Annotated in this window: 26 protein-coding genes; 8 read left to right on the forward strand and 18 right to left on the reverse strand. The window is 53.3% G+C overall.

The window, feature by feature from the left end:
* Positions 1–303: 303 nt before the first annotated feature.
* From KJS40_RS08130 to KJS40_RS08155, 6 genes are all read right to left on the reverse strand, one after another.
* On the reverse strand, positions 304–717 hold the full coding sequence (locus KJS40_RS08130) for a hypothetical protein (protein WP_213537053.1): 414 nt from the start codon (positions 715–717) through the stop codon (positions 304–306).
* Positions 669–1424 (reverse strand): ABC transporter permease, encoded by a 756-nt coding sequence (locus tag KJS40_RS08135; RefSeq protein ID WP_213537054.1) that lies wholly within the window; start codon positions 1422–1424, stop codon positions 669–671. Before KJS40_RS08135 ends, KJS40_RS08130 begins: the two co-directional genes overlap by 49 nt.
* Positions 1421–2344, reverse strand: coding sequence for an ABC transporter ATP-binding protein (locus KJS40_RS08140; protein WP_213537055.1), 924 nt, complete (start codon positions 2342–2344; stop codon positions 1421–1423). Before KJS40_RS08140 ends, KJS40_RS08135 begins: the two co-directional genes overlap by 4 nt.
* The gene (locus KJS40_RS08145) at positions 2341–2583 is read right to left on the reverse strand and encodes a hypothetical protein (protein ID WP_244859502.1); all 243 of its coding nucleotides are present in this window, start codon (positions 2581–2583) and stop codon (positions 2341–2343) included. The genes KJS40_RS08140 and KJS40_RS08145 overlap by 4 nt, the downstream gene beginning before the upstream one ends.
* 27 nt (positions 2584–2610) lie before the next feature.
* Entirely contained in the window at positions 2611–4269 is a 1659-nt protein-coding gene (gshA, locus tag KJS40_RS08150) for a glutamate--cysteine ligase (protein ID WP_213537056.1), read from the reverse strand.
* A 163-nt stretch (positions 4270–4432) separates the two neighbouring features.
* Complete coding sequence (locus tag KJS40_RS08155; protein ID WP_244859503.1) at positions 4433–4807, reverse strand: LysR substrate-binding domain-containing protein; 375 nt, start codon at positions 4805–4807, stop codon at positions 4433–4435.
* Positions 4808–4999: 192 nt separating this feature from the next.
* On the opposite strand from KJS40_RS08155, the gene KJS40_RS08160 reads away from it, so the two are divergent.
* From KJS40_RS08160 to KJS40_RS08170, 3 genes are all read left to right on the forward strand, one after another.
* Positions 5000–5479 carry a tautomerase family protein gene (locus KJS40_RS08160; protein ID WP_213537058.1) on the forward strand — a complete coding sequence of 160 codons (480 nt, stop codon included), beginning with the start codon at positions 5000–5002 and terminating at the stop codon, positions 5477–5479.
* Between the two features lie 99 nt (positions 5480–5578).
* Entirely contained in the window at positions 5579–5737 is a 159-nt protein-coding gene (locus KJS40_RS08165) for a hypothetical protein (protein WP_213537059.1), read from the forward strand.
* The gene (locus KJS40_RS08170; protein WP_213537060.1) at positions 5725–6267 is read left to right on the forward strand and encodes an aldehyde dehydrogenase family protein; all 543 of its coding nucleotides are present in this window, start codon (positions 5725–5727) and stop codon (positions 6265–6267) included. Before KJS40_RS08165 ends, KJS40_RS08170 begins: the two co-directional genes overlap by 13 nt.
* Before the next feature lie 110 nt (positions 6268–6377).
* On the opposite strand, the gene KJS40_RS08175 is transcribed toward KJS40_RS08170, so the two are convergent.
* Both KJS40_RS08175 and KJS40_RS08180 read right to left on the reverse strand, forming a co-directional pair.
* Positions 6378–7283: a LysR family transcriptional regulator gene (locus KJS40_RS08175; RefSeq protein ID WP_213537061.1), complete on the reverse strand. Its 906-nt coding sequence runs from the start codon at positions 7281–7283 to the stop codon at positions 6378–6380.
* 124 nt (positions 7284–7407) lie between these two features.
* A protein-coding gene (locus KJS40_RS08180) for an IS5 family transposase (RefSeq protein WP_244859763.1) occupies positions 7408–8171 on the reverse strand; the annotation gives its coding sequence in 2 pieces (ribosomal slippage) (positions 7408–7856 and positions 7856–8171; 765 coding nt in all).
* Positions 8172–8284: 113 nt separating this feature from the next.
* On the opposite strand from KJS40_RS08180, the gene KJS40_RS08185 reads away from it, so the two are divergent.
* The 5 genes from KJS40_RS08185 to KJS40_RS08205 all read left to right on the forward strand — a co-directional run bounded on the left by KJS40_RS08185 (position 8285) and on the right by KJS40_RS08205 (position 11603).
* A complete protein-coding gene (locus tag KJS40_RS08185; RefSeq protein ID WP_213537062.1) occupies positions 8285–8440 on the forward strand; it encodes a hypothetical protein in 156 nt (51 codons plus the stop codon).
* Between the two features lie 130 nt (positions 8441–8570).
* On the forward strand, positions 8571–9380 hold the full coding sequence (locus KJS40_RS08190) for a methane monooxygenase/ammonia monooxygenase subunit C (protein ID WP_213537063.1): 810 nt from the start codon (positions 8571–8573) through the stop codon (positions 9378–9380).
* Positions 9381–9532: 152 nt separating this feature from the next.
* Entirely contained in the window at positions 9533–10105 is a 573-nt protein-coding gene (locus tag KJS40_RS08195) for a hypothetical protein (protein WP_213537064.1), read from the forward strand.
* Positions 10106–10202: 97 nt separating this feature from the next.
* The gene (locus tag KJS40_RS08200) at positions 10203–10676 is read left to right on the forward strand and encodes a helix-turn-helix domain-containing protein (RefSeq protein ID WP_244859504.1); all 474 of its coding nucleotides are present in this window, start codon (positions 10203–10205) and stop codon (positions 10674–10676) included.
* A gap of 129 nt (positions 10677–10805) precedes the next feature.
* Entirely contained in the window at positions 10806–11603 is a 798-nt protein-coding gene (locus KJS40_RS08205; RefSeq protein ID WP_213537065.1) for a glutathione S-transferase family protein, read from the forward strand.
* 24 nt (positions 11604–11627) lie between these two features.
* Here KJS40_RS08205 and KJS40_RS08210 read toward each other — a convergent pair whose 3' ends face one another.
* From KJS40_RS08210 to atpD, 10 genes are all read right to left on the reverse strand, one after another.
* Positions 11628–12083, reverse strand: coding sequence for a hypothetical protein (locus tag KJS40_RS08210; RefSeq protein ID WP_213537066.1), 456 nt, complete (start codon positions 12081–12083; stop codon positions 11628–11630).
* A gap of 107 nt (positions 12084–12190) precedes the next feature.
* Entirely contained in the window at positions 12191–13177 is a 987-nt protein-coding gene (locus KJS40_RS08215; protein WP_244859505.1) for a F0F1 ATP synthase subunit gamma, read from the reverse strand.
* Positions 13164–14738 (reverse strand): alternate F1F0 ATPase, F1 subunit alpha, encoded by a 1575-nt coding sequence (locus KJS40_RS08220; protein ID WP_213537067.1) that lies wholly within the window; start codon positions 14736–14738, stop codon positions 13164–13166. Before KJS40_RS08220 ends, KJS40_RS08215 begins: the two co-directional genes overlap by 14 nt.
* The gene (locus KJS40_RS08225; RefSeq protein ID WP_213537068.1) at positions 14735–15700 is read right to left on the reverse strand and encodes a F0F1 ATP synthase subunit B; all 966 of its coding nucleotides are present in this window, start codon (positions 15698–15700) and stop codon (positions 14735–14737) included. The genes KJS40_RS08220 and KJS40_RS08225 overlap by 4 nt, the downstream gene beginning before the upstream one ends.
* 3 nt (positions 15701–15703) lie before the next feature.
* Entirely contained in the window at positions 15704–15985 is a 282-nt protein-coding gene (locus KJS40_RS08230) for a F0F1 ATP synthase subunit C (RefSeq protein ID WP_213537069.1), read from the reverse strand.
* A 186-nt stretch (positions 15986–16171) separates the two neighbouring features.
* Positions 16172–16912 (reverse strand): F0F1 ATP synthase subunit A, encoded by a 741-nt coding sequence (locus KJS40_RS08235; protein ID WP_213537070.1) that lies wholly within the window; start codon positions 16910–16912, stop codon positions 16172–16174.
* The gene (locus tag KJS40_RS08240; RefSeq protein ID WP_213537071.1) at positions 16902–17225 is read right to left on the reverse strand and encodes an ATP synthase subunit I; all 324 of its coding nucleotides are present in this window, start codon (positions 17223–17225) and stop codon (positions 16902–16904) included. Before KJS40_RS08240 ends, KJS40_RS08235 begins: the two co-directional genes overlap by 11 nt.
* 57 nt (positions 17226–17282) lie before the next feature.
* On the reverse strand, positions 17283–17657 hold the full coding sequence (locus tag KJS40_RS08245; protein WP_213537072.1) for an AtpZ/AtpI family protein: 375 nt from the start codon (positions 17655–17657) through the stop codon (positions 17283–17285).
* Positions 17647–18039, reverse strand: a complete 393-nt coding sequence (locus KJS40_RS08250; RefSeq protein WP_213537073.1) for a F0F1 ATP synthase subunit epsilon — start codon at positions 18037–18039, stop codon at positions 17647–17649. The genes KJS40_RS08245 and KJS40_RS08250 overlap by 11 nt, the downstream gene beginning before the upstream one ends.
* Positions 18036–19514 carry a F0F1 ATP synthase subunit beta gene (gene atpD, locus KJS40_RS08255; protein WP_213537074.1) on the reverse strand — a complete coding sequence of 493 codons (1479 nt, stop codon included), beginning with the start codon at positions 19512–19514 and terminating at the stop codon, positions 18036–18038. Before atpD ends, KJS40_RS08250 begins: the two co-directional genes overlap by 4 nt.
* Between the last annotated feature and the right edge of the window lie 186 nt (positions 19515–19700).

Below are 19700 nucleotides of genomic sequence, written 5' to 3' on the forward strand. Positions count from 1 at the left end.
TTGGCTTCTTCAGGCATTTGCGCTTCGGCACGCGACCGCCAAAGATCGGTCCATACGTGTCATTCACGGCGAGAAACGCTGTTGCGATCCCCGCCGCCGTCTGGAGAAATTTCCTTCGACTGATACCCAGGCGCTTTGCCATCTGCGCGCCCGCTTCCTTGATACGGACTTCAAATTCCTGCTGCCGGGGCGTCTGTGGTGCCGGCATGAACTCATCGCTCAATACCGACTGAACCGGGATAGGAGAAGAAAAAAGCGATTCAGCGGATGAAAGCCGTGCCAGTTCTTCAGGAGAAAGAAAGCTTATCCGATACTTGCCGGATCGCCACTGCTTGACAAGCTAGTCGAGGCTGGACCGCGACTTCCTGATTCTCCCGCCACCGCGCCGGCACGTTTCAGAGCGATCCGCGAACGCAAGGCCAGTGCTTGCGCCGTTTTGCGCCAACGTGCCCAAGCGTGCAATTGTTCTTGTTCAGCTTCGTTCAAAACCAACTCCACTTTGGTCTGCCTGCCATCTCGTCCTCCTGTCTCGAACTCAATATCCGGGAGACAGATGATGCAGAATAATTCAACAAATTTGTAATTCAGGACGCTAACAGCGAAATTGCTTTCAATCCCCTTTACACCCTGGCCGGGAAAGGAGAAGTCGTGGGAAAACCACCGGTGGATCATTGGCGGATTTTGTATCCCACCTTCAGCATGCGCAATGTCAGCCATGATACCACTAGGAAACAGGCCACCAGAGCCCCTAGGCTGAGGTGGGGCGAAACATCGGAGGTGCGAAAGAAGCCGTAGCGAAACCCGTCTACCATGTAGAAAAACGGATTCAGATACGACAATCCTTGCCAGAACGGCGGCAGCGAGGGGATGGTATAGAATACCCCTGATAAATACGTCAGTGGCAGGATGACAAAGTTTTGCAGCGCGGCAAGTTGCTCAAATTTTTCCGCCCAGATCCCCGCAATAATGCCTAAGGCGCCAAGCAAGGCGGTGCCCATCAAGGCAAACACGAATACCCATGCGAACGAGTACAGGGGCAGTTCAAAAAAGCCCAGCGTCACCATGTAGATACCCAACCCCACCACCAGACCGCGAACCATCGATGCCAGTACATAGGCGGCGAATATTTGCTGGTAAGAAAGCGGCGACAGCAGCATGAAAACATGGGTGCCCGAGACTATCGACTGTATCAGGCTCGACGAGGAGTTGGCGAAAGCGTTCTGCAACATAGCCATTATCACCAGTCCGGGAATCAGAAAAACGGTGTAGGTTACATCGGGATACGCCTGCACCCGTTCTCCCAACGCATGGGAAAAAATTAAAAGATAGAGCAAGGTAGACAGCATGGGTGCAAATACGGTCTGGAACCCGACTTTCCAGAATCGTAGCAATTCCTTGTAGACCAGCGTAAAAAATCCATTCATACCGATACGGGTTCCAGATTCTCTGCACTGTGCATGATCTTTACGAACACTTCTTCCAGATCAGGTTGCAATATCTGCAGTTCCAGGATTTGGGTCTGGACGGCGCGTAATGCTGCCATCACGCTTTCAAGCTGGGAGCATTCCTCGATCGCCAGAACGTGGTAGCCTTGGTCGTGGCTGATTGCCAGTAGCTGTAACGCCGCCGGCAGCGTATCGGGAGATAACCGCAGCCGTATCTGGTGTCCGGAAATGTTGCTAATGAGATTTCTGACGCTTTCAAGCACAACTATACTGCCATTTTTTAGCATTGCCACGCGGTTGCATAAAGCCTCTGCTTCTTCAAGATAATGCGTAGTGAGCACAATGGTATGACCGTTGCGGTTTAATTGCTTGATGAAACGCCAAAGGGCCCGGCGCAATTCCACATCTACGCCTGCGGTGGGTTCATCCAAAACGATTACCGGGGGTTTGTGGACCAATGCTTGCGCTACCAGCACGCGCCGCTTCATACCGCCGGACAACGAACGCATGTTGGTATCGGCCTTGTCGGCAAGGTCGAGATGGTGGATTATCTCGTCTATCCAGCCGTTATTCTTCTTTATGCCGTAATAGCCGGATTGAAACACAAGCGTTTCCCGGACGGTAAAGAACGGATCAAATACCAACTCCTGCGGCACCACGCCTAACATGCGACGTGCTTCACGGTACTCGGCGACGACATCATGCCCCTTTACCCTGACACTGCCGCTGCTGGCAAGGGTAAGACCCGCGATAATATTGATCAGCGTCGTCTTTCCCGCTCCATTGGGGCCAAGTAAGGCGAAGAATTCGCCGGTATTGATTTCGAGATCAATACCGTGCAAGACATGCAACGCACCGAAACGCTTGTGCACCCGCCTGATTTCGATTGCCGAAGTCATGGGGAAAGCCCTGCTTCAAACAGAGGAATGACCTGGGTTTCCGCCAATTCCAGCAGATAAGTGGTATAGACATGTTCCATGTTGAATGGCGGGTCCTTACGTGTCAAAACAGCATTGAATTCCCGCAGCGGTATTTCCTTCGGCTCCTTCGTCCGGTACCAGCGGTGTCGTCCATCGTCATCCGCCTTGCCGGTTAATTCCGCCCACGCGCAAATCCCACGGTTTGCGCACCCTTCCATGCAAGCCGCTTCATGAGTATGCGCAATTCATGGAGCAGCAATTTCGACCATGGTGACAGGCAAGTCTTGAGGCAAGTCCTGGGAATAAATGATGCTGGCTGAGGCGCCTCGCGAGAAATAGCTGCTCAGGTATTTATCGAAAGGGATATCATCCGTGACATCGAGCTGTTTCTGTTGCGCCAGCGATGTCTGGACCTGGAGATCAAAATTCCTTTTTACCGCGACATCCAGCGCGGCACTCTGGAAATAACGAGTGTATTCACGGGACTTCTGCAATACCAGCTCAGTAATTGATATCTTTTGCGCGCGCATGGCCGACAGCATCCTTGCTGAAGCCGTCAACTCGGGGTGGCGAATGGTTTCAATCTGCTGGTGCAATGCGCGGGTGTAGGGAGTATCCACATTGCCATTATCCAGGATCTCACAGACCTCCCGCATCTGCTCACACAGCGTAAACGCCCACTGCCGTATCGGAATTTCATGCCCGTTTTCAAGCAGCTTCAGTCTCGGATCCCTGCCGCGATTGGCCACCGCCAATGCGTTATTGCTGATCTCGTCATGCTGATTCAAATCATGCCCCGCATTGGGCTGGAATAGGCAGAAAAGACTCAGCGCTTCAAGAAAGCGCGTGGTTTCGATCGAAATTCCCGTTGGTTCAAATACATCGACATCCACGGATCGTATTTCAATATATTGAATCCCCCGGCTTCTCAGTGCCTGCAGCGGCCTCTCGCCGGACTTCGTCGGCTGTTTTGGCCGTACCGGCGTGTAATACTCGTTCTCGATTTGCAGGAAATGGGTATTCAACTGCCGGTACTGTTCGCCTACCTTTGCCCCGATCCTTTCATATCCGAGATAAGGTATCGTTGTTGCCCTGCCCAGGTCCCGGATATATTCTTCGATGCTGTTAAAGGAAATATGAAACATCGATTGAACGGGATTCAAATAGCCTATCTCGCTCATCCTCAAAGAGGTGGCAAAGGGCTTGTAGTAGGAAGTCCCGTCAAATTTCTGCAATGTATCGGAATAAACAGAATTACGGCTATCGATGAAGCTTTTGCCCACTGCTGGGGACGAGCCGAATAAATACAGGATAAGCCAGCCATAACGCTGCAGGTTTCTGATCATTCCCATATAAGCGTTGGTAGTGAACGATTGCAGATCCCCCATATGTTTCATGAACTGCTGGTATTCCGGCCAGAATGGCTCAGGAAGCGAGTAGTTGAAATGGATTCCGGCAATGACCTGCATGCAGCGGCCGTAGCGATAGCTTAAACCCTGCCGGTAGATGTGCTTCATCCTCCCGAGATTGGATAAACCATACTCAGCGATGGGAATTGACGGGTCCCGCAAATCGCCGACAGGCATACTTGCCGCCAGCAATAATTCGTCGTTGATATTTGCGCAGACGTATTTATGCAAATCCGTTAAGGAGTCCAGCACTTCCGTTCCATCCGATAATGCTGGCGTGATTAGCTCAAGTAACGCTTCAGAATAATCAGTTGTTATATTCGGATGAGTCAACGCGGCGCCAAGCTGAACCGGATGAGGTGACAATGATATTGATCCCTCCCGGTTAATTCGGAGGCTTTCTTTTTCGATGCCTTTCAAACCATGAATCAATAACGGCTGAAGAGATTGGTTGATGGACGTTGCGCGCTTGCTACAAGATGATTGTCTTGACATTTATCCTCCTCCGATAATGATTGCAATAAGCAAGTGGTCAGAGTATAGACCTGGAGATGGATAAGTGTGTAGCCTGCAAAATCAGTTATCAGAGTCCTGTTTTTGAAACTATGAGTGGCGCAGTGGCAGAGATGGAGTCATTGCGCAAGTTCCGGCAGCGCTCTTAAGTTAGCAGCATCTCAAAACGCTGTGCGAGAAAATCAATTAACGCGTGCACAGAAGGCAGAAGACCGCGCCGGGACGGAAACACCGCATGAATGATTTCGCGACGCGGCGCCCAGTTCGGCACAAGCCTGACGAGTGAGCCTGCCGCCAGCTGATCCCGCGCCATGACCACCGGCAGCTGCACTACACCCACACTGGCCACCGCGGCATCTCTCAGTGCAATCAAATCCGCCGTCACGAAGCGTGGCGTGTGATGAAGTGTTGCGTGTGCGCCATTTGGCCCATGCAGCACCCAGGCATGGATTTGCGATGCGGCGGCTAAGTTTCGATTTCGGCATGCCCAGTACCCGGCCTGTCGGAGCAAAGCTGCCATGATCCACGGCCTGGACATAGTAGTAGAGGTCATTCAGGTCTCGCATAAAGGGCCACTTATCGTTTCAAAAATAGAACTTTGATAACTGATTTGCAGACTACACCTGCCCCGTCTCCAGGCCTATACTGCAACCACTTGCTAACCGCAAGTAGTATCCCTCTCGAGTCAAGAGTCAATTTTAGGAGAAAAATCATGCCATTATGGAAAGTTTATCATCCCGCTGGAGCATACACCGCTCAAGACAAAAAAGATCTATCCGAAAAGATTACCGCTATGTATGCACGCGTTCCCATCCCTAAGTTCTATGTAGTCTTCATTTTTGAGGAAATAGCCAAAGACTCCTGCTTTGTAGGCGGTGAGCCGAATAACAAATTTATCCGGTTCAGGGTGGATCACATTGCGAGGACGCTGCCCGGCCCAGTCATGCGGGAATGGTGGGTGAGGACGCTCGATGAGCTTATTGCTCCCTTTGTGAAGGACAGAGGCTACGATTGGGAGATTTCCATTGACGAGACGCCTTTCGATCTTTGGTCTCTCCAGGGAGAGATTCCGCCTCCTTTTGAATCTGCAGGCGAGAGGAGATGGGTAAAGGAAAACAAGGCGAGTCCTTACACCGTGGTGGAAAAGCTTCCTGTTAACTTGGCGTTTACTCCAGGAATAGCGGATCGCTAGATCTGGATGGCCGCCCCGATTGGGCGGCCAGTTTCCCTGAGTCCGGCACCGCACATGCCGCAAAAAACACGAGCTCATCATTCTGATCTTTCCGGGCGGATGAGCGCACTCATTGATAGTCAGGCACATGGAGGCAACATGGCCTATCAAACGATCAATCCTGCAACAGGCAAGCTGATCAAGACCTATACAAACATATCCGACCCGGACCTGGAGAGGCTTTCCTGGATAGCTTCGTTCAACGCATGGCTTCATTGAAAGCTGGAGACCCCAACGATCCTGCTACAGCCCTGGGGCCTCTTGCTTCAGAGAAGGCATTGCATCTTCTTCTGGATCAAATCAAGCTGGCTCGGAACGAAGGGGGAAAGGTTGTGTTTGGTGGCGGAAGGATTGACCGCTCTGGCTTCTATCTGGAACCGACGGTACTGGCCGGCATCACTGAGGAGAACCCGATCCATGCCCAAGAGTTATTTGGTCCGGTTGCCTCTTTCCGCGTCGTCGAGAATGAAAATGAAGCTGTCCGCCTGGCAAACGCGACCCCATTCGGTCTTGGCGCCTCGGTGTTTACGGCTGACATCGAGCGTGGCCGCAAGGTTGCAGCAAAGATCAAAAGCGGTATGATTTTTATCAACCAGCCAGCATGGGCGGCGGCTCAACTTCCATTCGGCGGCGTCAATAATTCAGGCTTCGGCCGTGAGCTGTCGGAGCTGGGCTTTGGTGAATTCGTCAATGAGAAGCTGATTAATGTTGCACCCCCCAGTTCACCGCCATGGGGGCCTGTCAGATAAGAGTTAACAAATGGTTGCACGTGTATGCTGGGAAACGGCGCAGCGTTGGTATGAGGTTGCGCATGTTCGTGATTTAATGGGAGCCCGCTTGGTAGCGCTCTTAAGTTAGCTTAGTCCTCATGCAGCATCTCGAAACGCTGTGAGAGAAAATCAATTAACGCCCGCACAGATGGCAGAAGACCGCGCCGGGACGGAAACACTGCATGAATGATTTCCCGACACGGCGCCCAATCTGGCACCAGCCTAACCAATGAACCAACCGCCAGTTGGTCTCGTGCCATGACCACCGGCAGCTGCACTACACCGACACCAGCCACAGCGGCATCTCTTAGCGCAATCATATCCGTCGTCGCGAAGCGTGGCGTGTGATGAAGTGTTGCGTGTGCGCCATCTGGCCCATGCAGCACCCAAGTGTGGATTGGTTGCAGAACCCCCAGGCCCAGGCTAGGCCAATTGCTCAAAGCAGATGGTGCAGTAGGAAAGCCGAGCCGCTGGACAAGGGCAGGACTGGCTACCAAACATTGGCCTCGATCAGCCAAAACACGCATAACCAGGTTACTGTCCTGCAGGGGCAATGGTCGCACACGAAGGGCGACGTCGACCGACTCACTGACCAGATCGACACGCCGGTTGGTCGCCTCCATCTGCACTGTGACGTGCGGATAGCGCACCATGAAATCAGCCAGCATCACTCCCACATAAGCATTCACCAGTGGTATGGGGCATGTCATCCGGATTACACCCCTGGGTTCGGCTGTTAGCGTGTCTATTGCTTCCTGGGCCCCTTCAGCTTCCACCAGCATTGCCTTGCAATGTGTGTAATAAGTCTCGCCGGCGTCGGTAACTGCAAAGTGACGTGTCGAGCGCTGGATCAGGCGCACACCCAAGCGTTCTTCCAGCTTGGCGATGCGGCGGCTAAGCTTCGATTTCGGCATGCCCAGGGCTCGGCCTGCCGGAGCAAAACCGCCATGATCCACGGCTTGGACGTAGTAATAGAGGTCATTCAGGTCTTGCATAGGGACCACCCATCGTTTCAAAAATAGAACTCTGATAACTAATTTAACAGACTACCGCCTATCCGTCTCCAGGTTTATGCTCTAATCACTTGCTCATTGCAAGCATAATACTTGCTAGGGCCTGTTAACACAATCTAAGTGCTTCGACGATCAAAGCAAAGTGGATGAAACCAGTGAACATTACATCCAGTTTCTCGAAGCGCGAGAAGATACGGCGGAATCCTTTCAGTCTCCTGAACAATCGCTCAATCTCGTTACGCCGCCGGTACATAACCTTGTCGTATTCCCAAGGCTCAACCCGGTTGGCCTTGGGCGGAACTACCGGAATGAAACCAAGATCCAACGCCAGTTGCCGTGTTTCATTTCCCTCGTAGGCGCGATCCATTACCAGATGAACTGGCCAACGGGGCTTGTCCAGGCTGCCGAGCAGCTTACGCCCCTCCACCGCATCGTGAGCCTGTCCGGGGGACAGTGCAAACGTTATAGCCGTTCGAGCATCCGCGGCAACCATATGAATCTTGGTGGTCCACCCGCCTCTGGATCTGCCGATGGATTGGGGACCGTTTTTTTTAATGCCCCGGTGCCGTCCGGATGAACCTTCACAATGGTGCTGTCCAGGGAAACGGCCTCGATCTTGACGCGAACGATCTGTTCACGCTGCAACTGCTCAAACACCTGATCCAGTACACCGCTTTTGCTCCAGCGGTTCATGCGCGTGTAGATGGTATGCCAATTACCGAAGCGTTTGGGCAGACCGCGCCACTTGCAGCCATGCTCGGCCACATACAGAATGGCGTTCAATACGTTCAGATTACTGAGACTGACATTGCCTCGCTGAAGCGGCAGGCAGTGTACGATTCGCTCGTACTGGGCTTGAGTGATTTCCATGCCCGCAAGTATACCTGAATACATGCGATATGATTATTAGAGTTAACAGGCCCTAACTAAGTTAGTAAGAGGTCTTGGAAGAAGTGGTAGGAATTAACCAAAAGGAGTACGAAATGACAACAAAACATCGAAGATTGCGCAGCTATCCGCAAGCAGGTGTTCGTGCTTCCAGCATGCCGTCATTGCACGAATCAACGATGTATAAGTTTGGCTTGCTGGGTTTGCTGGGAATAGCACTATTCTGGAACGGCTTTCAAATTTTTGCCTGATAGGCGAAGTATTTGCAAGAGTGAATGATGTAACGTGACTTATCCCCATAAAACGTTTGATATTTATGAGGAATGAAGTTAAATCGCTTAAACAGTAACGGGTAGTTTAGTTATCTAAAGGAGTAATGAGATGGCAACAACACTGGAAACGTCAAGCGCTGCCAAATCTCGCAGCCGTGACAATGACATGTCGGAGTGGTACGACTCGAGGTGGTACAAATTCGGGCTCATCACCATGCTGGGGGTTGCGGTATTCTGGGTCTGGTATCAGCGGACCTATGCATATTCGCACGGGATGGACTCGATGGAACCGGAGTTTGAGAAAGTCTGGATGGGATTATGGCGGATACACATGATCGTCATGCCGCTGTTTGCCCTGGTGACCTGGGGATGGATCTGGAAAACACGAGATACCAACCTGGACAACCTCGACCCCAAGCTCGAGGTCAAACGCTATTTCTATTTTATGATGTGGCTGGGCGTCTATCTCTTTGGCGTGTATTGGGGCGGCAGCTTCTTCACCGAGCAGGACGCCTCCTGGCACCAGGTCATCATCCGCGACACCAGTTTCACCCCGAGCCACGTAGTCGTATTTTATGGCTCTTTCCCGATGTACATCGTCTGCGGCGTGGCCACCTACCTGTACGCCATGACGCGGTTGCCGCTATACGTACGGGGCACCTCGTTCCCGCTGGTCATGGCTATCGCGGGTCCGCTCATGATTCTGCCGAACGTAGGCTTGAACGAATGGGGCCATGCCTTCTGGTTCATGGAAGAACTGTTTAGCGCCCCGCTGCACTGGGGCTTCGTGATACTGGGCTGGTCAGGCCTATTTGCCGGCGGCGTCGTGGCACAGATCGTCACCCGCTACTCCAACCTGACCGACGTGATCTGGAATGGCCAGAGCAAAGTCATCCTCAACAACCGGATCGTACCGTAAAGGGCTAATTGAGGAATCCGAGCAGTGGTCTAGCTGCCTAAATCGCTCCGCTCCCGCAGTACAAGGGACGGGGCGATTTGCAATAAGCCACAATAAAACAGCATCAGAGCATAACGAATACACAGTTGAACCCTATCTCAAGGAGCAATCAAATGATCAAGCAAATGATACAGCTCACTATTATTGTCACCGCAGCGCTTTACTGTGGCATGGCTGGGGCGCATGGGAAGGTGTCGATGGATGAAGATACATGCACTCGCCGGCTTGATGATGACAGCATGGTGCACTTGAGTGCCTACCAGCCTCAACATGAACCCAGCAATCAATACTGCACAGAAATACCCAGGGAAGGGAATACTTTATTGGTAATAGACCTTGCGGATCAGGCGTTGCGCGACATTCCCGTAGGGATACGCGTAGTACGGGGAACCAGCGAGGTTGATGATGAAACGGTGGCATACCTGCGTCCGAGTTATCATCCCGACGGGGTAATGAGGGGAGAGACCAGTCTGGATAAGGGGTTATATACGGTATTTATTAATGGAGAGGGAATACCTCCGGTACGTTATGAGTATGCTTTGCGCGTACAGATGATCAATTATGCGAATATTTTTCGTGCTGCGATAGGGCCGCTGATTGCATTGCTGCTGCTCACCCTCCTTGGTTATAAGCTTATGAAATCGCAGCGGGTACAGGATTGGCGAGCTTCAAGGCGCCTGAGATAGTGCGGGATCGAGAACCCGTAAACGTGGGAAGAGCGCTTCTTATACTTTTTTACACTTATTGCCCACATCCATTGCAAAATGCAAATATAATTATTGATTGCAAAAAGCAAGTCAGTATGCAGGCAAGCATAAAGTTATGACGAAATCAAACCAGATCAGCCGCTCCTCCTGTCCAGTCAGCTGCGCTTTGGACATATTGGGCGATAAATGGACGCTGCTTGTCGTTCGTGATCTCATTTTCTTCCGTAAGCGATATTTCGGTGATTTTCAGAATTCCCCGGAAAAAATCGCTACCAATATCCTTTCTGACCGGCTTAAAAAGCTGGAGGAAGGCCATATCCTTTTGCGACGCCGTGATCCGGCTAATGCGCGCAAGGTTATTTATATGCCTACTGAAAAATGCCTGGATCTGGTACCTCCAATCATGGAGTTGTTACGTTGGGGTGCAAAATATGTTCCTGAAAGTGACGTGCACGAGAATCTGGTTCAACAATTCGAACAGGATCCGATGGAATTCATGGCAGAAATACGACAATCCCTAAGTAAAGAGAATGAAGCGAATAAAGAATAGAGGAATTAGATGATTAGTTTTTAACCGAATTACTGGAACGCCTTGGCACTACTACCGAGGTACACCAGCACCATGCACCTAACCGGGGCACCTACTTAAAATTAAACTGCAATGCAGAAGGAATATTCCATGTCCACACAATCAAATGTCGAGCGTACACTGTACGGATTCTGGCTCTCACCTTATATGAGTCAGGTTGCCCAAATGCTCTCGGAAACCGGTCTAACTTACCGCTATGAGCGAGTGTCTCCGTTTCAGGGGAGCACGCTCACGCCAGAGCACATGGAACGGAATCCTCTTGGGAAAATTCCCACTCTCAGGGATGTCAACGGTGTTGATATTTCGGAAAGTCACGCAATCTGTCGTTATCTCGCGAGAATTTACCCAGAAGCACGAAAGTTTTATCCTATTGATGATCCGATGCTCTGTGCAGAGGTCGATGCCAAGAATGACTTCATCACTTTCTCCATTGCGGGCCCGTTCTTCAACTGGTTTGTTGTCAGCGCATATTTTCCAAAAGCATGGAAACTCAAAATTGAAAAAGAAGGACATATCTATAATCTTTGTTCCTTCCTGTTAAGCAAAATGTGGCTGCCCCGCCTGGTTAATGGCTCGAGAATGACGCCGTTCCTACTTGGAAAAGAGCCTTTTCTGCCAGATTTCCAGTTGTTCTACACGCTCGAGCTTAGCCAAATGTTTTCTGAACTGTTCGAAATACCCGAGATGCATCTGTTTCAAGACGATCCTGCATTACAGACGTTTTACGATGCGATGTGCGAGCGTCCTTCTACCCGTGAAATACTGGCGGCTAAAGAATCGGAACTGGATGTTACGAAGAAGGAACTCTTCGGGGGGTTTGGGGCAGCCTATCTTAGTAAGCATATCGACAGAAGAACCCTTGGAGGGATATTCGGGCGTGAAGTATGACGAATACATACTGCGGCTGATCATCTAATGTCCTGAATTATAAATTCGCGGACAAAAGCATTCGATGCTGTCCATGATTTTGTAGGCGGATTTGGTCCCGACAAAGGGCTTCTGGCCGGCGTCATTGAGTTTGAGGTAATTGCGAATGGCATCCTCCAATTGACGGGTTGAACGATGAGTTCTGCGGCGAATTTGTTTTCGGTCAGTATGGCGAACTAGCGTCCGATCTGGTTGAGCCCCGAAGCGGGGGTCGGCGCGAAATAGACACGAGGCGAGAAACGCTGTCGCCACCCCCGCCGCCGTCTGGAGAAATATCCTTCGGCTGATACCCAGGCGCTTCGCCACCCGCATGCCCACTTCCTGGATCCGGACTTCAAATTCCTGCTGCCGGGGCGTCTGTGGCGCCGGCATGACTCGTCGCTCGATACCGACTGAACCGGGATAGGGGAAAAGGTGATTCAGCAGATGAAAGGCGTGCAAGTTCCAGGGAAAGAAAGTTCATCGCATACTCCCGTATGACAGCATGATAAAACCGCCCTGTTCTTTCAAAGTTCGCGGCCGCTGCCGATAATCAGCCGAGGGCCCGGTTAAGATGAAACACGACCCGCCAGCGCCTCTACGCCAGCGATAACATCGAACAATTCCTCATCGATTTTGCTCTGCCGCAGGCGATGGAATGTCTGACGAAGATCAGCACTCAATTGATCGATATTTTTTTCGGCGCGTTCCATTGCTGCCAGGCGGCTCGCATTTTCACTCACGAGCGATTCCGCGCACGCACGAAATAGTGAAACGAACAGATACTCCCGAATCAGTGCGTGCAGCGTCGCCTCGCCGTTGCCCATTACCTCCGGCAGCTTGTCCGTTGGCCAGGGGATTTGGGCCAATTCGCTCCGCCATGCATCGTCCAGCGGCAACAGCCGCTGATGGGCAGGCGCATATATCGCTCCCGATCGAGAGCTGTTGTAGAAGAGATAAAGCTGCCTCACTCCGTTTTGGTTGCGACCGGTTGGCCGGGCTTCGCCTTTTCGCAGACTGGGCGTCAGGCTGGGCCCCGGGCTCGACATCAGCGTCTCCATAAGGATCCGGCCCACCAGCGGTGTGATCGCCTTGACCGAAAGCGGAACGGTAAACAGCCCCGCCACCTGCAGATCCATATGCGCACTCATATCCGCCAACCGATCATGCAAACGCTCACCCATCACCCATACTCTTATTTTGCCCGGCAGGGCTGCCAGCGTCTGAATGGCGTAATCGGTCATGACTTCGTTGAATTGACCCACCAGCCCCTGATCCGAACCGAATAGGACCGCGCCGATTACATCGTTCTCCCGGTTTATTTTCTCTCCCGCTACAGGTGATAAGGGCGACACGGGCGGCGATAGCGTGCCAGTGCGGAAACAGACGCTCAAGCCAAGCTGCACGGCGCGATAATAATCATCCAGTGCCCGTGTTGATCTTTCGTATTGCCCTATGCTTGCCGCCGCCATCGCCTTCATTGTGCTGACCACCGACCGCAGATCACGGGCTCCCTCGATTTTCCGGCGCAGGCTGGCGATGCTATCGCTCATCATGTGCCTCGCCTGCTTTGGATTCAAGTTCCGGCGATGACTGAAATCCGGTGAGTGCCCTGCGCAGGCTTTGCGTGATTAATTCACGGTCCTCATCGCTCAGATTTTCGGCAGTTTCGATGCGCGCACGCACCTCGGCAGGTATATTCGCCACTGCCTCCCGTACTATTCGCTCGGCCTCTGCCATGCGGTCAGGCGGCACGTTGTCAAACAACCTGGCGGTCAGCGCCAGCAGCACACCGATCTGCTCGATCATTGAAACCGGAGCGGATTCGAGTTGCCTGAGGCAGGCACGAATGCGGCGCCCATGCTCGATAATCCGGAGGGTATCCTTATCCAGCCTCGCGCCAAACCGGGCAAAGGTCTCCAGCTCTTCAAACTGCGCATAGTCCAGCTTCAGGTCGCCTATCACCGCGCGGTAAACGGGGCGCTGGGCCTTGCCACCGACACGTGAAACGGATTTGCCGACATCGACAGCGGGCAACACACCCAATGCGAATAATGTCGGGGAGAGATAGATTTGGCCGTCGGTGATGGAAATCAGGTTGGTCGGAATATAGGCCGAAATATCCTGAGCTTCCGTTTCGATAATGGGCAACGCGGTGAGCGAACCGCCGCCCAATTCTTCGCGCAGATGGGTTGCGCGCTCCAGCAACCGCGAGTGAATATAGAAAATGTCGCCTGGATAGGCTTCGCGTCCGGGCGGCCGGCGCAACAACAGCGACAGCTCACGGTAAGCGCGCGCGTGATGCGTAAGATCATCGTACACGATCAGCACATCGCGGCCCTGCTCCACGAAATATTCCGCAATGCTGGTTGCGGCATAGGGGGCAATGTAGATGAGGCCCGGTGGATTGTCTCCCTCCGTCACCACGACCACCGTGTAGCGCATCGCGCCTTCCTCGCGCAAGGTGGCGACCACCTTGGCTACGCCGGAGGCATGTTGGCCGATAGCGCAATAAACGCACAGTACGTTCTGGTTTCGTTGATTAAGTATGGTGTCGAGCGCAATGGCGGTCTTGCCCGTCTGCCGGTCGCCAAGAATCAGCTCGCGCTGTCCGCGGCCGATCGGGACGAGTGCATCGATGGCCTTGATGCCGGTTTGCAAGGGCACGGTGACGGGTGCACGGTCCATGATGGATGGAGCGGCGCGTTCGATGGGCAGGCGCTTCGAGGAAACGACTGGCGCCTTGCCGTCCAGCGGCCGTCCCAGCGGATCGATTACCCGTCCGATCAACCCGTCACTCACAGGCACATCCATTACATGGCTTCTGCGTTCCACCTCGTCGCCGGTATTCAAGTGCGAGTAGTCGTCGAGCAGCACCACGCCGATTTCATCTGCATCGATATTGAATGCAATGCCATATGACTCACCGGGAAACTTCAGTACTTCCTCGAAGCCCACGCCGGGGAGTCCCGATACTTTTGCAATGCCGGCAGCGATGCTCGTGATCGCACCTGTCTCGCGCAATGCCAAGCGCGGCCTCGAGGCTTGCCGTACTTGCGTTATCTGCGCGAATACGCCATCGATGACGCCTTGAAGATTTTTGGCGGTCGTATTCATGGAATATGTTCGGAGGACTTGAGGTTCGGGGTATCCGGGGTGTTCAGTTTTTTCTTATCCCTGTTCTTTTCCTTTACCGCTGCCTCGGCTCCAGGTTCAGCTTCGAGCTCAGGCTCGGGTTCAGGCTCGAGCCCAGCTTCCGGTTCAGGTTCGCCAGGGCTCTTCAGAAGCTTGCCTATCTCCTCCTCCAGCGATGCGAGATAACCTGCAATATTCCAGGTCACTTTATGCCCGTTGGCAATGAGTTCAATGCCGCTGATCAAGTCCGGCCTCGCCTCAAACCGGACTGGAATTCTCGTGCTGAGGATTTCCTTAATCGCCGCTTTAATCGCGTTTTTCTGTGTAGTGGGCAAATCAAATGCACTGCGGATCAGAATTCCTGCCGTTTCTGCTGCCGCTGCTGCGGGGGTGGCGGGGGTGGGGGTGGCTGCCGCCGCCGGTAACCTGATTATCGAAGCCAGGTTCGCCTTTTCCTCAGGGCTTAGCGCACGCAGGCGTTCGATAAACGCGTCCGCCATATGCGCTTCGAGCGTGGTATCGGCAAGATCGGCCAGCACCTTGCGGGCAATGGCAAATACTTCCGCGCCTATGCGCCGGGAGAGCGCTGCCCTCAAATCATCGTATTCTCTTTTTAATGCTTCTTCCCACTGCGCGCGCAATTCGTCCGCATCCGCCCGGGCGGCAGCAATCAGCCGTTGGCGTTCGGCGTGCGCCTCTGCCGAAGCTCTGCTTAGCAGTACCGACCGCTGCTGTTCGAATTCGTCGTTCTTTTGCTGAAATTCGTCACGCTCATTTTCGGCTTCCCTTTTTTTTGCATCGGCAGCGGCCAGTTCCGCAGCGATGCGCTTTTCTCTCGCGTCCAGCGCCCTGAGAATGGGTTGATATAAAAAACGCTTCAACAACCACACCAGGATGAGGAAGTTTATGATTTGTGCAATAACGGTGAACCAGTCTATCAGCACAGCTTATTTTCCGGCAGCCTGGGCAATAACGTAATTCCAGAACGGGTTGGCAAAAATAAGAATCATGGAAACCACAAAACAGTAAATAGCCAGCGACTCGATTATCGCCAGCCCGACAAATAACGTACGGGTAATGGTCGGTGCGGCATCCGGCTGCTGCGCCAGTGAAGTCAGCGCCGTCGCCACCGCCCTTCCTTCCCCCAGTGCCGGACCGATCACTCCGATGCTGATCGTCAGGCCAGCCGCGAGAATCGATACGATTGCGATAAGGGTCATGCTGTCCATACTCCCTCCTTCTCTTTGTCTGTCAGGTTATATTTATCCATGTCATATTTATTCGTAGGATGGGTGGAGCAAAGCGTAACCCATCAAAATCCCATTTCAATAAATCCAACGATGCATTGCGCTTCCCTCTACCCGACTTGCATAAACCCGGGAATGAAAAATGATAATAATTTATTGACATGATCCTCATTGCCCGGCTTCCGGTTTTTCCATTTCAGATTCATCGGGTTCGGCCAAATCATGGTCTTGATCGATATCCTTCGTGTTGCCGGAGGTGGCAGCCGCGATATAGACCGTCGCCAGGATGCTGAAGATATAGGCTTGCAGCATACCCGTCAGCAGGCCAAGCGCGCTCATGACGATGGGAAAGATGAACGGCGTGACGGTCAGCAAGATCGCAAGAATCATCGTTCCGCTCATGATATTGCCAAACAGGCGAACAGCCAGGGCCAGGGTGCGCGAGAACTCGCTGATAACGTTGAACGGCAGCATGATGGGCGTCGGCTCAAGATAGGACCTGAGGTAGCGGCCCAATCCCTGCTCTTTTATGCCGTACAGCGGCACAGCGATAAATACGCAGATCGCCAGCGCCGTGGTGGTCGAAAGCGAACCGGTCGGCGGATCGTATCCCGGAATAACGGTGAAGAGAGTCGCCACAGCGATAAACACAAACAGCGTGCCGAGAAAGGCGAAATATAGCCGCGGCTGGCGCAAGCCTACTTCTCTTATCTGGTTGTGGATGGCGATAACCACGATTTCCAGCAGATTCTGCCAGCGGGCACGTTCCAATCCAATGGAGAGCTTGCGGGTAATGGCTCTTGAACCGATAACCAGCACAAACATCAGCCCCCAGGTGGATACAATGGTGGCGTTCAGTTTCAAAAACCCGTACTCCCAGAAAATGATGTCGTCGGGGCTAAGGTGCATGGCTGGCCTTCCGTTTCAGGTGGTTGAGGTCTGGTTTCCCAGTGCCTGCAAGCCGCGTCGCAACCAGCCGCGTAATAACGAACCCAAGCAGGCCGGCAAGGAGTATTTGCCAGCTTTCGCCCGGCAGGCCCAGCAGGAAATAAAATCCCGCCATGACTGCGCTTATCCGCAGCAACGTGCTGCCGGCGAACCAGAGCCCGGGATTTCGGGATGAAAGGCCGTGGCGCACCGTCCACCACAAGCCGCCAAAAAAAAATGCGCCCAACAGAATGCCTGACACCAATGACAGCACCAGACCCAAGACTTCATTCATTCGATCCCCCTATTGCTCCTGTTACCCCCATTGCTTCAGCTACTTCGGTTCGACCTTTTATTTCCTCTGGCGCTCTCCCTCATGGGTTGCTCTATCCTCTCTGGCTAACCAGTACCACGCATTCAGGCAACCCGCGATCAGGCCGATAATCAGCAGGGTCAACGTCCACGAGTGATTCATCGGATAGTTTTTATCCAGCCATATGCCCAGTGCCGCACCCAGCAGCGTGGGCACAGCAACTGACCAACCCACCAACCCGATCATGCCCAATCCGGCCCAGATCGTCTGGCTGGCCTGATGCTGTGCCTGTTGTCCTTTGAGCTTGCGCGCCGCCCTCACCTCCACGCGTCGGCTTAATTCCGATTCACTCCTCCCTGCAGAGGCTTTCCCACCCGCTTTTCCTTCTGTTTTTCCACCTGCCTCATCGCTCACGGTGAAATTCCATTAAGCGGCGAATGAAGCCGCTTTCCATTTTTGCCATCATCCGGCGCGCATCCCGCTCCTGTGTATCAAGATTTAAAAACGCGCTCATCACGGTCTCATGCAGCGTAGCCAATTCAGCCCCCGCTATCGCATTACGTACGGATATCAGTACCTCCATGCCGGTTTTTATCAGGATACCTTCGTCAACTGCGATATAAACTTCACCCTCCTCTTTCGTCTCGAAAGTGAGGATACCCGGCACAAGCGCGGCCACGCAGTCGAGCCGGTTGGGCAGCAGTCCATACGATCCGCTACTGGTCTCCACAACAATACGTGCGACGCCGGTTTTTTCAGCGAAAACCCCGAACGGCAGAAGTATTTTAAGATTCATGGCAATTCGCGAGCCGCATCTCGGTTCGGGCTGTTGTTCAAGTTCGGGCTGGGGTTCATGTCCGGTTTTACAGACGAATTTCCCGCATGGTTCCTTTCTTTCGCCTCGCCAATCCGCCCGATCATATAGAGCGCTCCCTCGGGAAGGTCCTTGAATTCATCTCGCAGGATACGCTCGCAGCCATCCAGCGCGTCCGCCAGACTGACCAATTTCCCCTCGATGCCCGTAAACTGCTCGGTAGTGAAAAACGGCTGGGTAAAAAAACGCTCCAGCCGTCGCGCACGTGCCACGATGCTTCGGTCTTCCGGCGACAGTTGCTCCAATCCCAGCATGGCGATGATGTCCTTGAGCTCCGCGTATTGAGCGAGCGTGTGGCGCACCTCCTGTGCTATCCGGTAATGCCGTTGACCAATGACGCCGGGCGTTGCCATTTTGGAGCCGGACTGCAGCGGATCGATGGCCGGATACAGTCCCTCGCTCGCGCGTTTGCGCGAGAGTACGATGGAAGCGGAAAAATGCGAGAAGGCGTGCACCGCAGCAGGGTCGGTAAAATCGTCCGCCGGGATATAAACTGCCTGGATCGATGTAATGGCACCCGTGTCCGTATTGGCGATCCGTTCTTCCAGCTGCGCCAGTTCCGTGCTCATCGTCGGTTGATAGCCCAGGCGCGACGGCATCTGGCCCATCTGCCCGGACACCTCCATGCCCGCCTGGATAAAGCGGAAAATATTATCCACCAGCAGCAACACATCACGATGCTCGTCATCCCGGAAATACTCGGCCATGGTCAGCGCAGCATGACCCACACGGAACCGGGCGCCGGGAGGCTCATTCATCTGGCCGAACACCATCACCATGCTCTCCAGTACCCCCGCCGCCTTCATGTCACGGTAGAGCTCCTCCCCTTCGCGGCAGCGTTCGCCGATGCCGCAAAAAATACTGACGCCCTCATGCTGCCCGGCTACGTTATGGATCATTTCGGTGAGCAGGATCGTTTTTCCCACGCCTGCTCCGCCGAGCAAGCCGGTTTTGCCCCCGCGTTCCAAGGGCATCAGCACGTCGATGATTTTGATACCCGTCTCGAAGATTTCGGATCTTGTGGAGCGCCGCGCCAGAGGGGGCGATGCGTGATGAACCGAACGCCATTGAGCATTGACTGGAGCTGGCCGGCGATCGATGGCGTTGCCGAATACGTCGAACATGCGCGAAAGGGTCGCCTTTCCCACCGGCACCATCAGCGGCCCATGCGTATCGGTGACCTGCATGCCCCGAGCGAGACCTTGCGTAGGTGTTAGCGCAATGCCACGCACGTGATGGGCATCAAGCTGCGACAACACTTCAATCGCGATTTTTCCTTGCTTTCCCGCATGCAGTAATGCGTGAATAGACGGCACACGCTCAAACTGCATGTCCACAATGCCACCGCGCACAGAAACAACCGAACCGAATTCCGAAATAGCATCCGTAGCACTCATATTCCCCCTAGGCAAGACAAGACGTCTACATTCCCCGATTAACTACTGTCCTTCATGAATACTTCATCAGTATTCAACCCAGATAATCCATTAGGCGGCTCTGCGAGCCTACCCGAGTGCTGGCGGTCAGTTTGCGGCCATTTTCGCCGCTTGCTCGGCGCCCATAGACCAAGCTATGGACTTCTC

Origin of the sequence: Nitrosospira sp. NRS527, assembly GCF_018406445.1 — a bacterium.
In the GTDB taxonomy this organism is placed as follows: Bacteria; Pseudomonadota; Gammaproteobacteria; order Burkholderiales; family Nitrosomonadaceae; genus Nitrosospira; species Nitrosospira briensis.

Coding starts and splice junctions, on each gene's coding strand:
- KJS40_RS08145 (WP_244859502.1), bottom strand. CDS start 2,583: ATGGAAGGGTGCGCAAACCGTGGGATTTGCGCGTGGGCGGAATTAACC.
- KJS40_RS08235 (WP_213537070.1), bottom strand. CDS start 16,912: ATGCACCTTAGCCCCGACGACATCATTTTCTGGGAGTACGGGTTTTTG.
- KJS40_RS08195 (WP_213537064.1), top strand. CDS start 9,533: ATGATCAAGCAAATGATACAGCTCACTATTATTGTCACCGCAGCGCTT.
- KJS40_RS08140 (WP_213537055.1), bottom strand. CDS start 2,344: ATGACTTCGGCAATCGAAATCAGGCGGGTGCACAAGCGTTTCGGTGCG.
- KJS40_RS08250 (WP_213537073.1), bottom strand. CDS start 18,039: ATGAATCTTAAAATACTTCTGCCGTTCGGGGTTTTCGCTGAAAAAACC.
- atpD (WP_213537074.1), bottom strand. CDS start 19,514: ATGAGTGCTACGGATGCTATTTCGGAATTCGGTTCGGTTGTTTCTGTG.
- KJS40_RS08130 (WP_213537053.1), bottom strand. CDS start 717: ATGGCTGACATTGCGCATGCTGAAGGTGGGATACAAAATCCGCCAATG.
- KJS40_RS08185 (WP_213537062.1), top strand. CDS start 8,285: ATGACAACAAAACATCGAAGATTGCGCAGCTATCCGCAAGCAGGTGTT.
- KJS40_RS08160 (WP_213537058.1), top strand. CDS start 5,000: ATGCCATTATGGAAAGTTTATCATCCCGCTGGAGCATACACCGCTCAA.
- KJS40_RS08170 (WP_213537060.1), top strand. CDS start 5,725: ATGGCTTCATTGAAAGCTGGAGACCCCAACGATCCTGCTACAGCCCTG.
- KJS40_RS08165 (WP_213537059.1), top strand. CDS start 5,579: ATGAGCGCACTCATTGATAGTCAGGCACATGGAGGCAACATGGCCTAT.
- KJS40_RS08175 (WP_213537061.1), bottom strand. CDS start 7,283: ATGCAAGACCTGAATGACCTCTATTACTACGTCCAAGCCGTGGATCAT.
- KJS40_RS08135 (WP_213537054.1), bottom strand. CDS start 1,424: ATGAATGGATTTTTTACGCTGGTCTACAAGGAATTGCTACGATTCTGG.
- KJS40_RS08240 (WP_213537071.1), bottom strand. CDS start 17,225: ATGAATGAAGTCTTGGGTCTGGTGCTGTCATTGGTGTCAGGCATTCTG.
- gshA (WP_213537056.1), bottom strand. CDS start 4,269: ATGTCAAGACAATCATCTTGTAGCAAGCGCGCAACGTCCATCAACCAA.
- KJS40_RS08230 (WP_213537069.1), bottom strand. CDS start 15,985: ATGGACAGCATGACCCTTATCGCAATCGTATCGATTCTCGCGGCTGGC.
- KJS40_RS08220 (WP_213537067.1), bottom strand. CDS start 14,738: ATGAATACGACCGCCAAAAATCTTCAAGGCGTCATCGATGGCGTATTC.
- KJS40_RS08215 (WP_244859505.1), bottom strand. CDS start 13,177: ATGATGAGCGATAGCATCGCCAGCCTGCGCCGGAAAATCGAGGGAGCC.
- KJS40_RS08155 (WP_244859503.1), bottom strand. CDS start 4,807: ATGGCAGCTTTGCTCCGACAGGCCGGGTACTGGGCATGCCGAAATCGA.
- KJS40_RS08190 (WP_213537063.1), top strand. CDS start 8,571: ATGGCAACAACACTGGAAACGTCAAGCGCTGCCAAATCTCGCAGCCGT.
- KJS40_RS08205 (WP_213537065.1), top strand. CDS start 10,806: ATGTCCACACAATCAAATGTCGAGCGTACACTGTACGGATTCTGGCTC.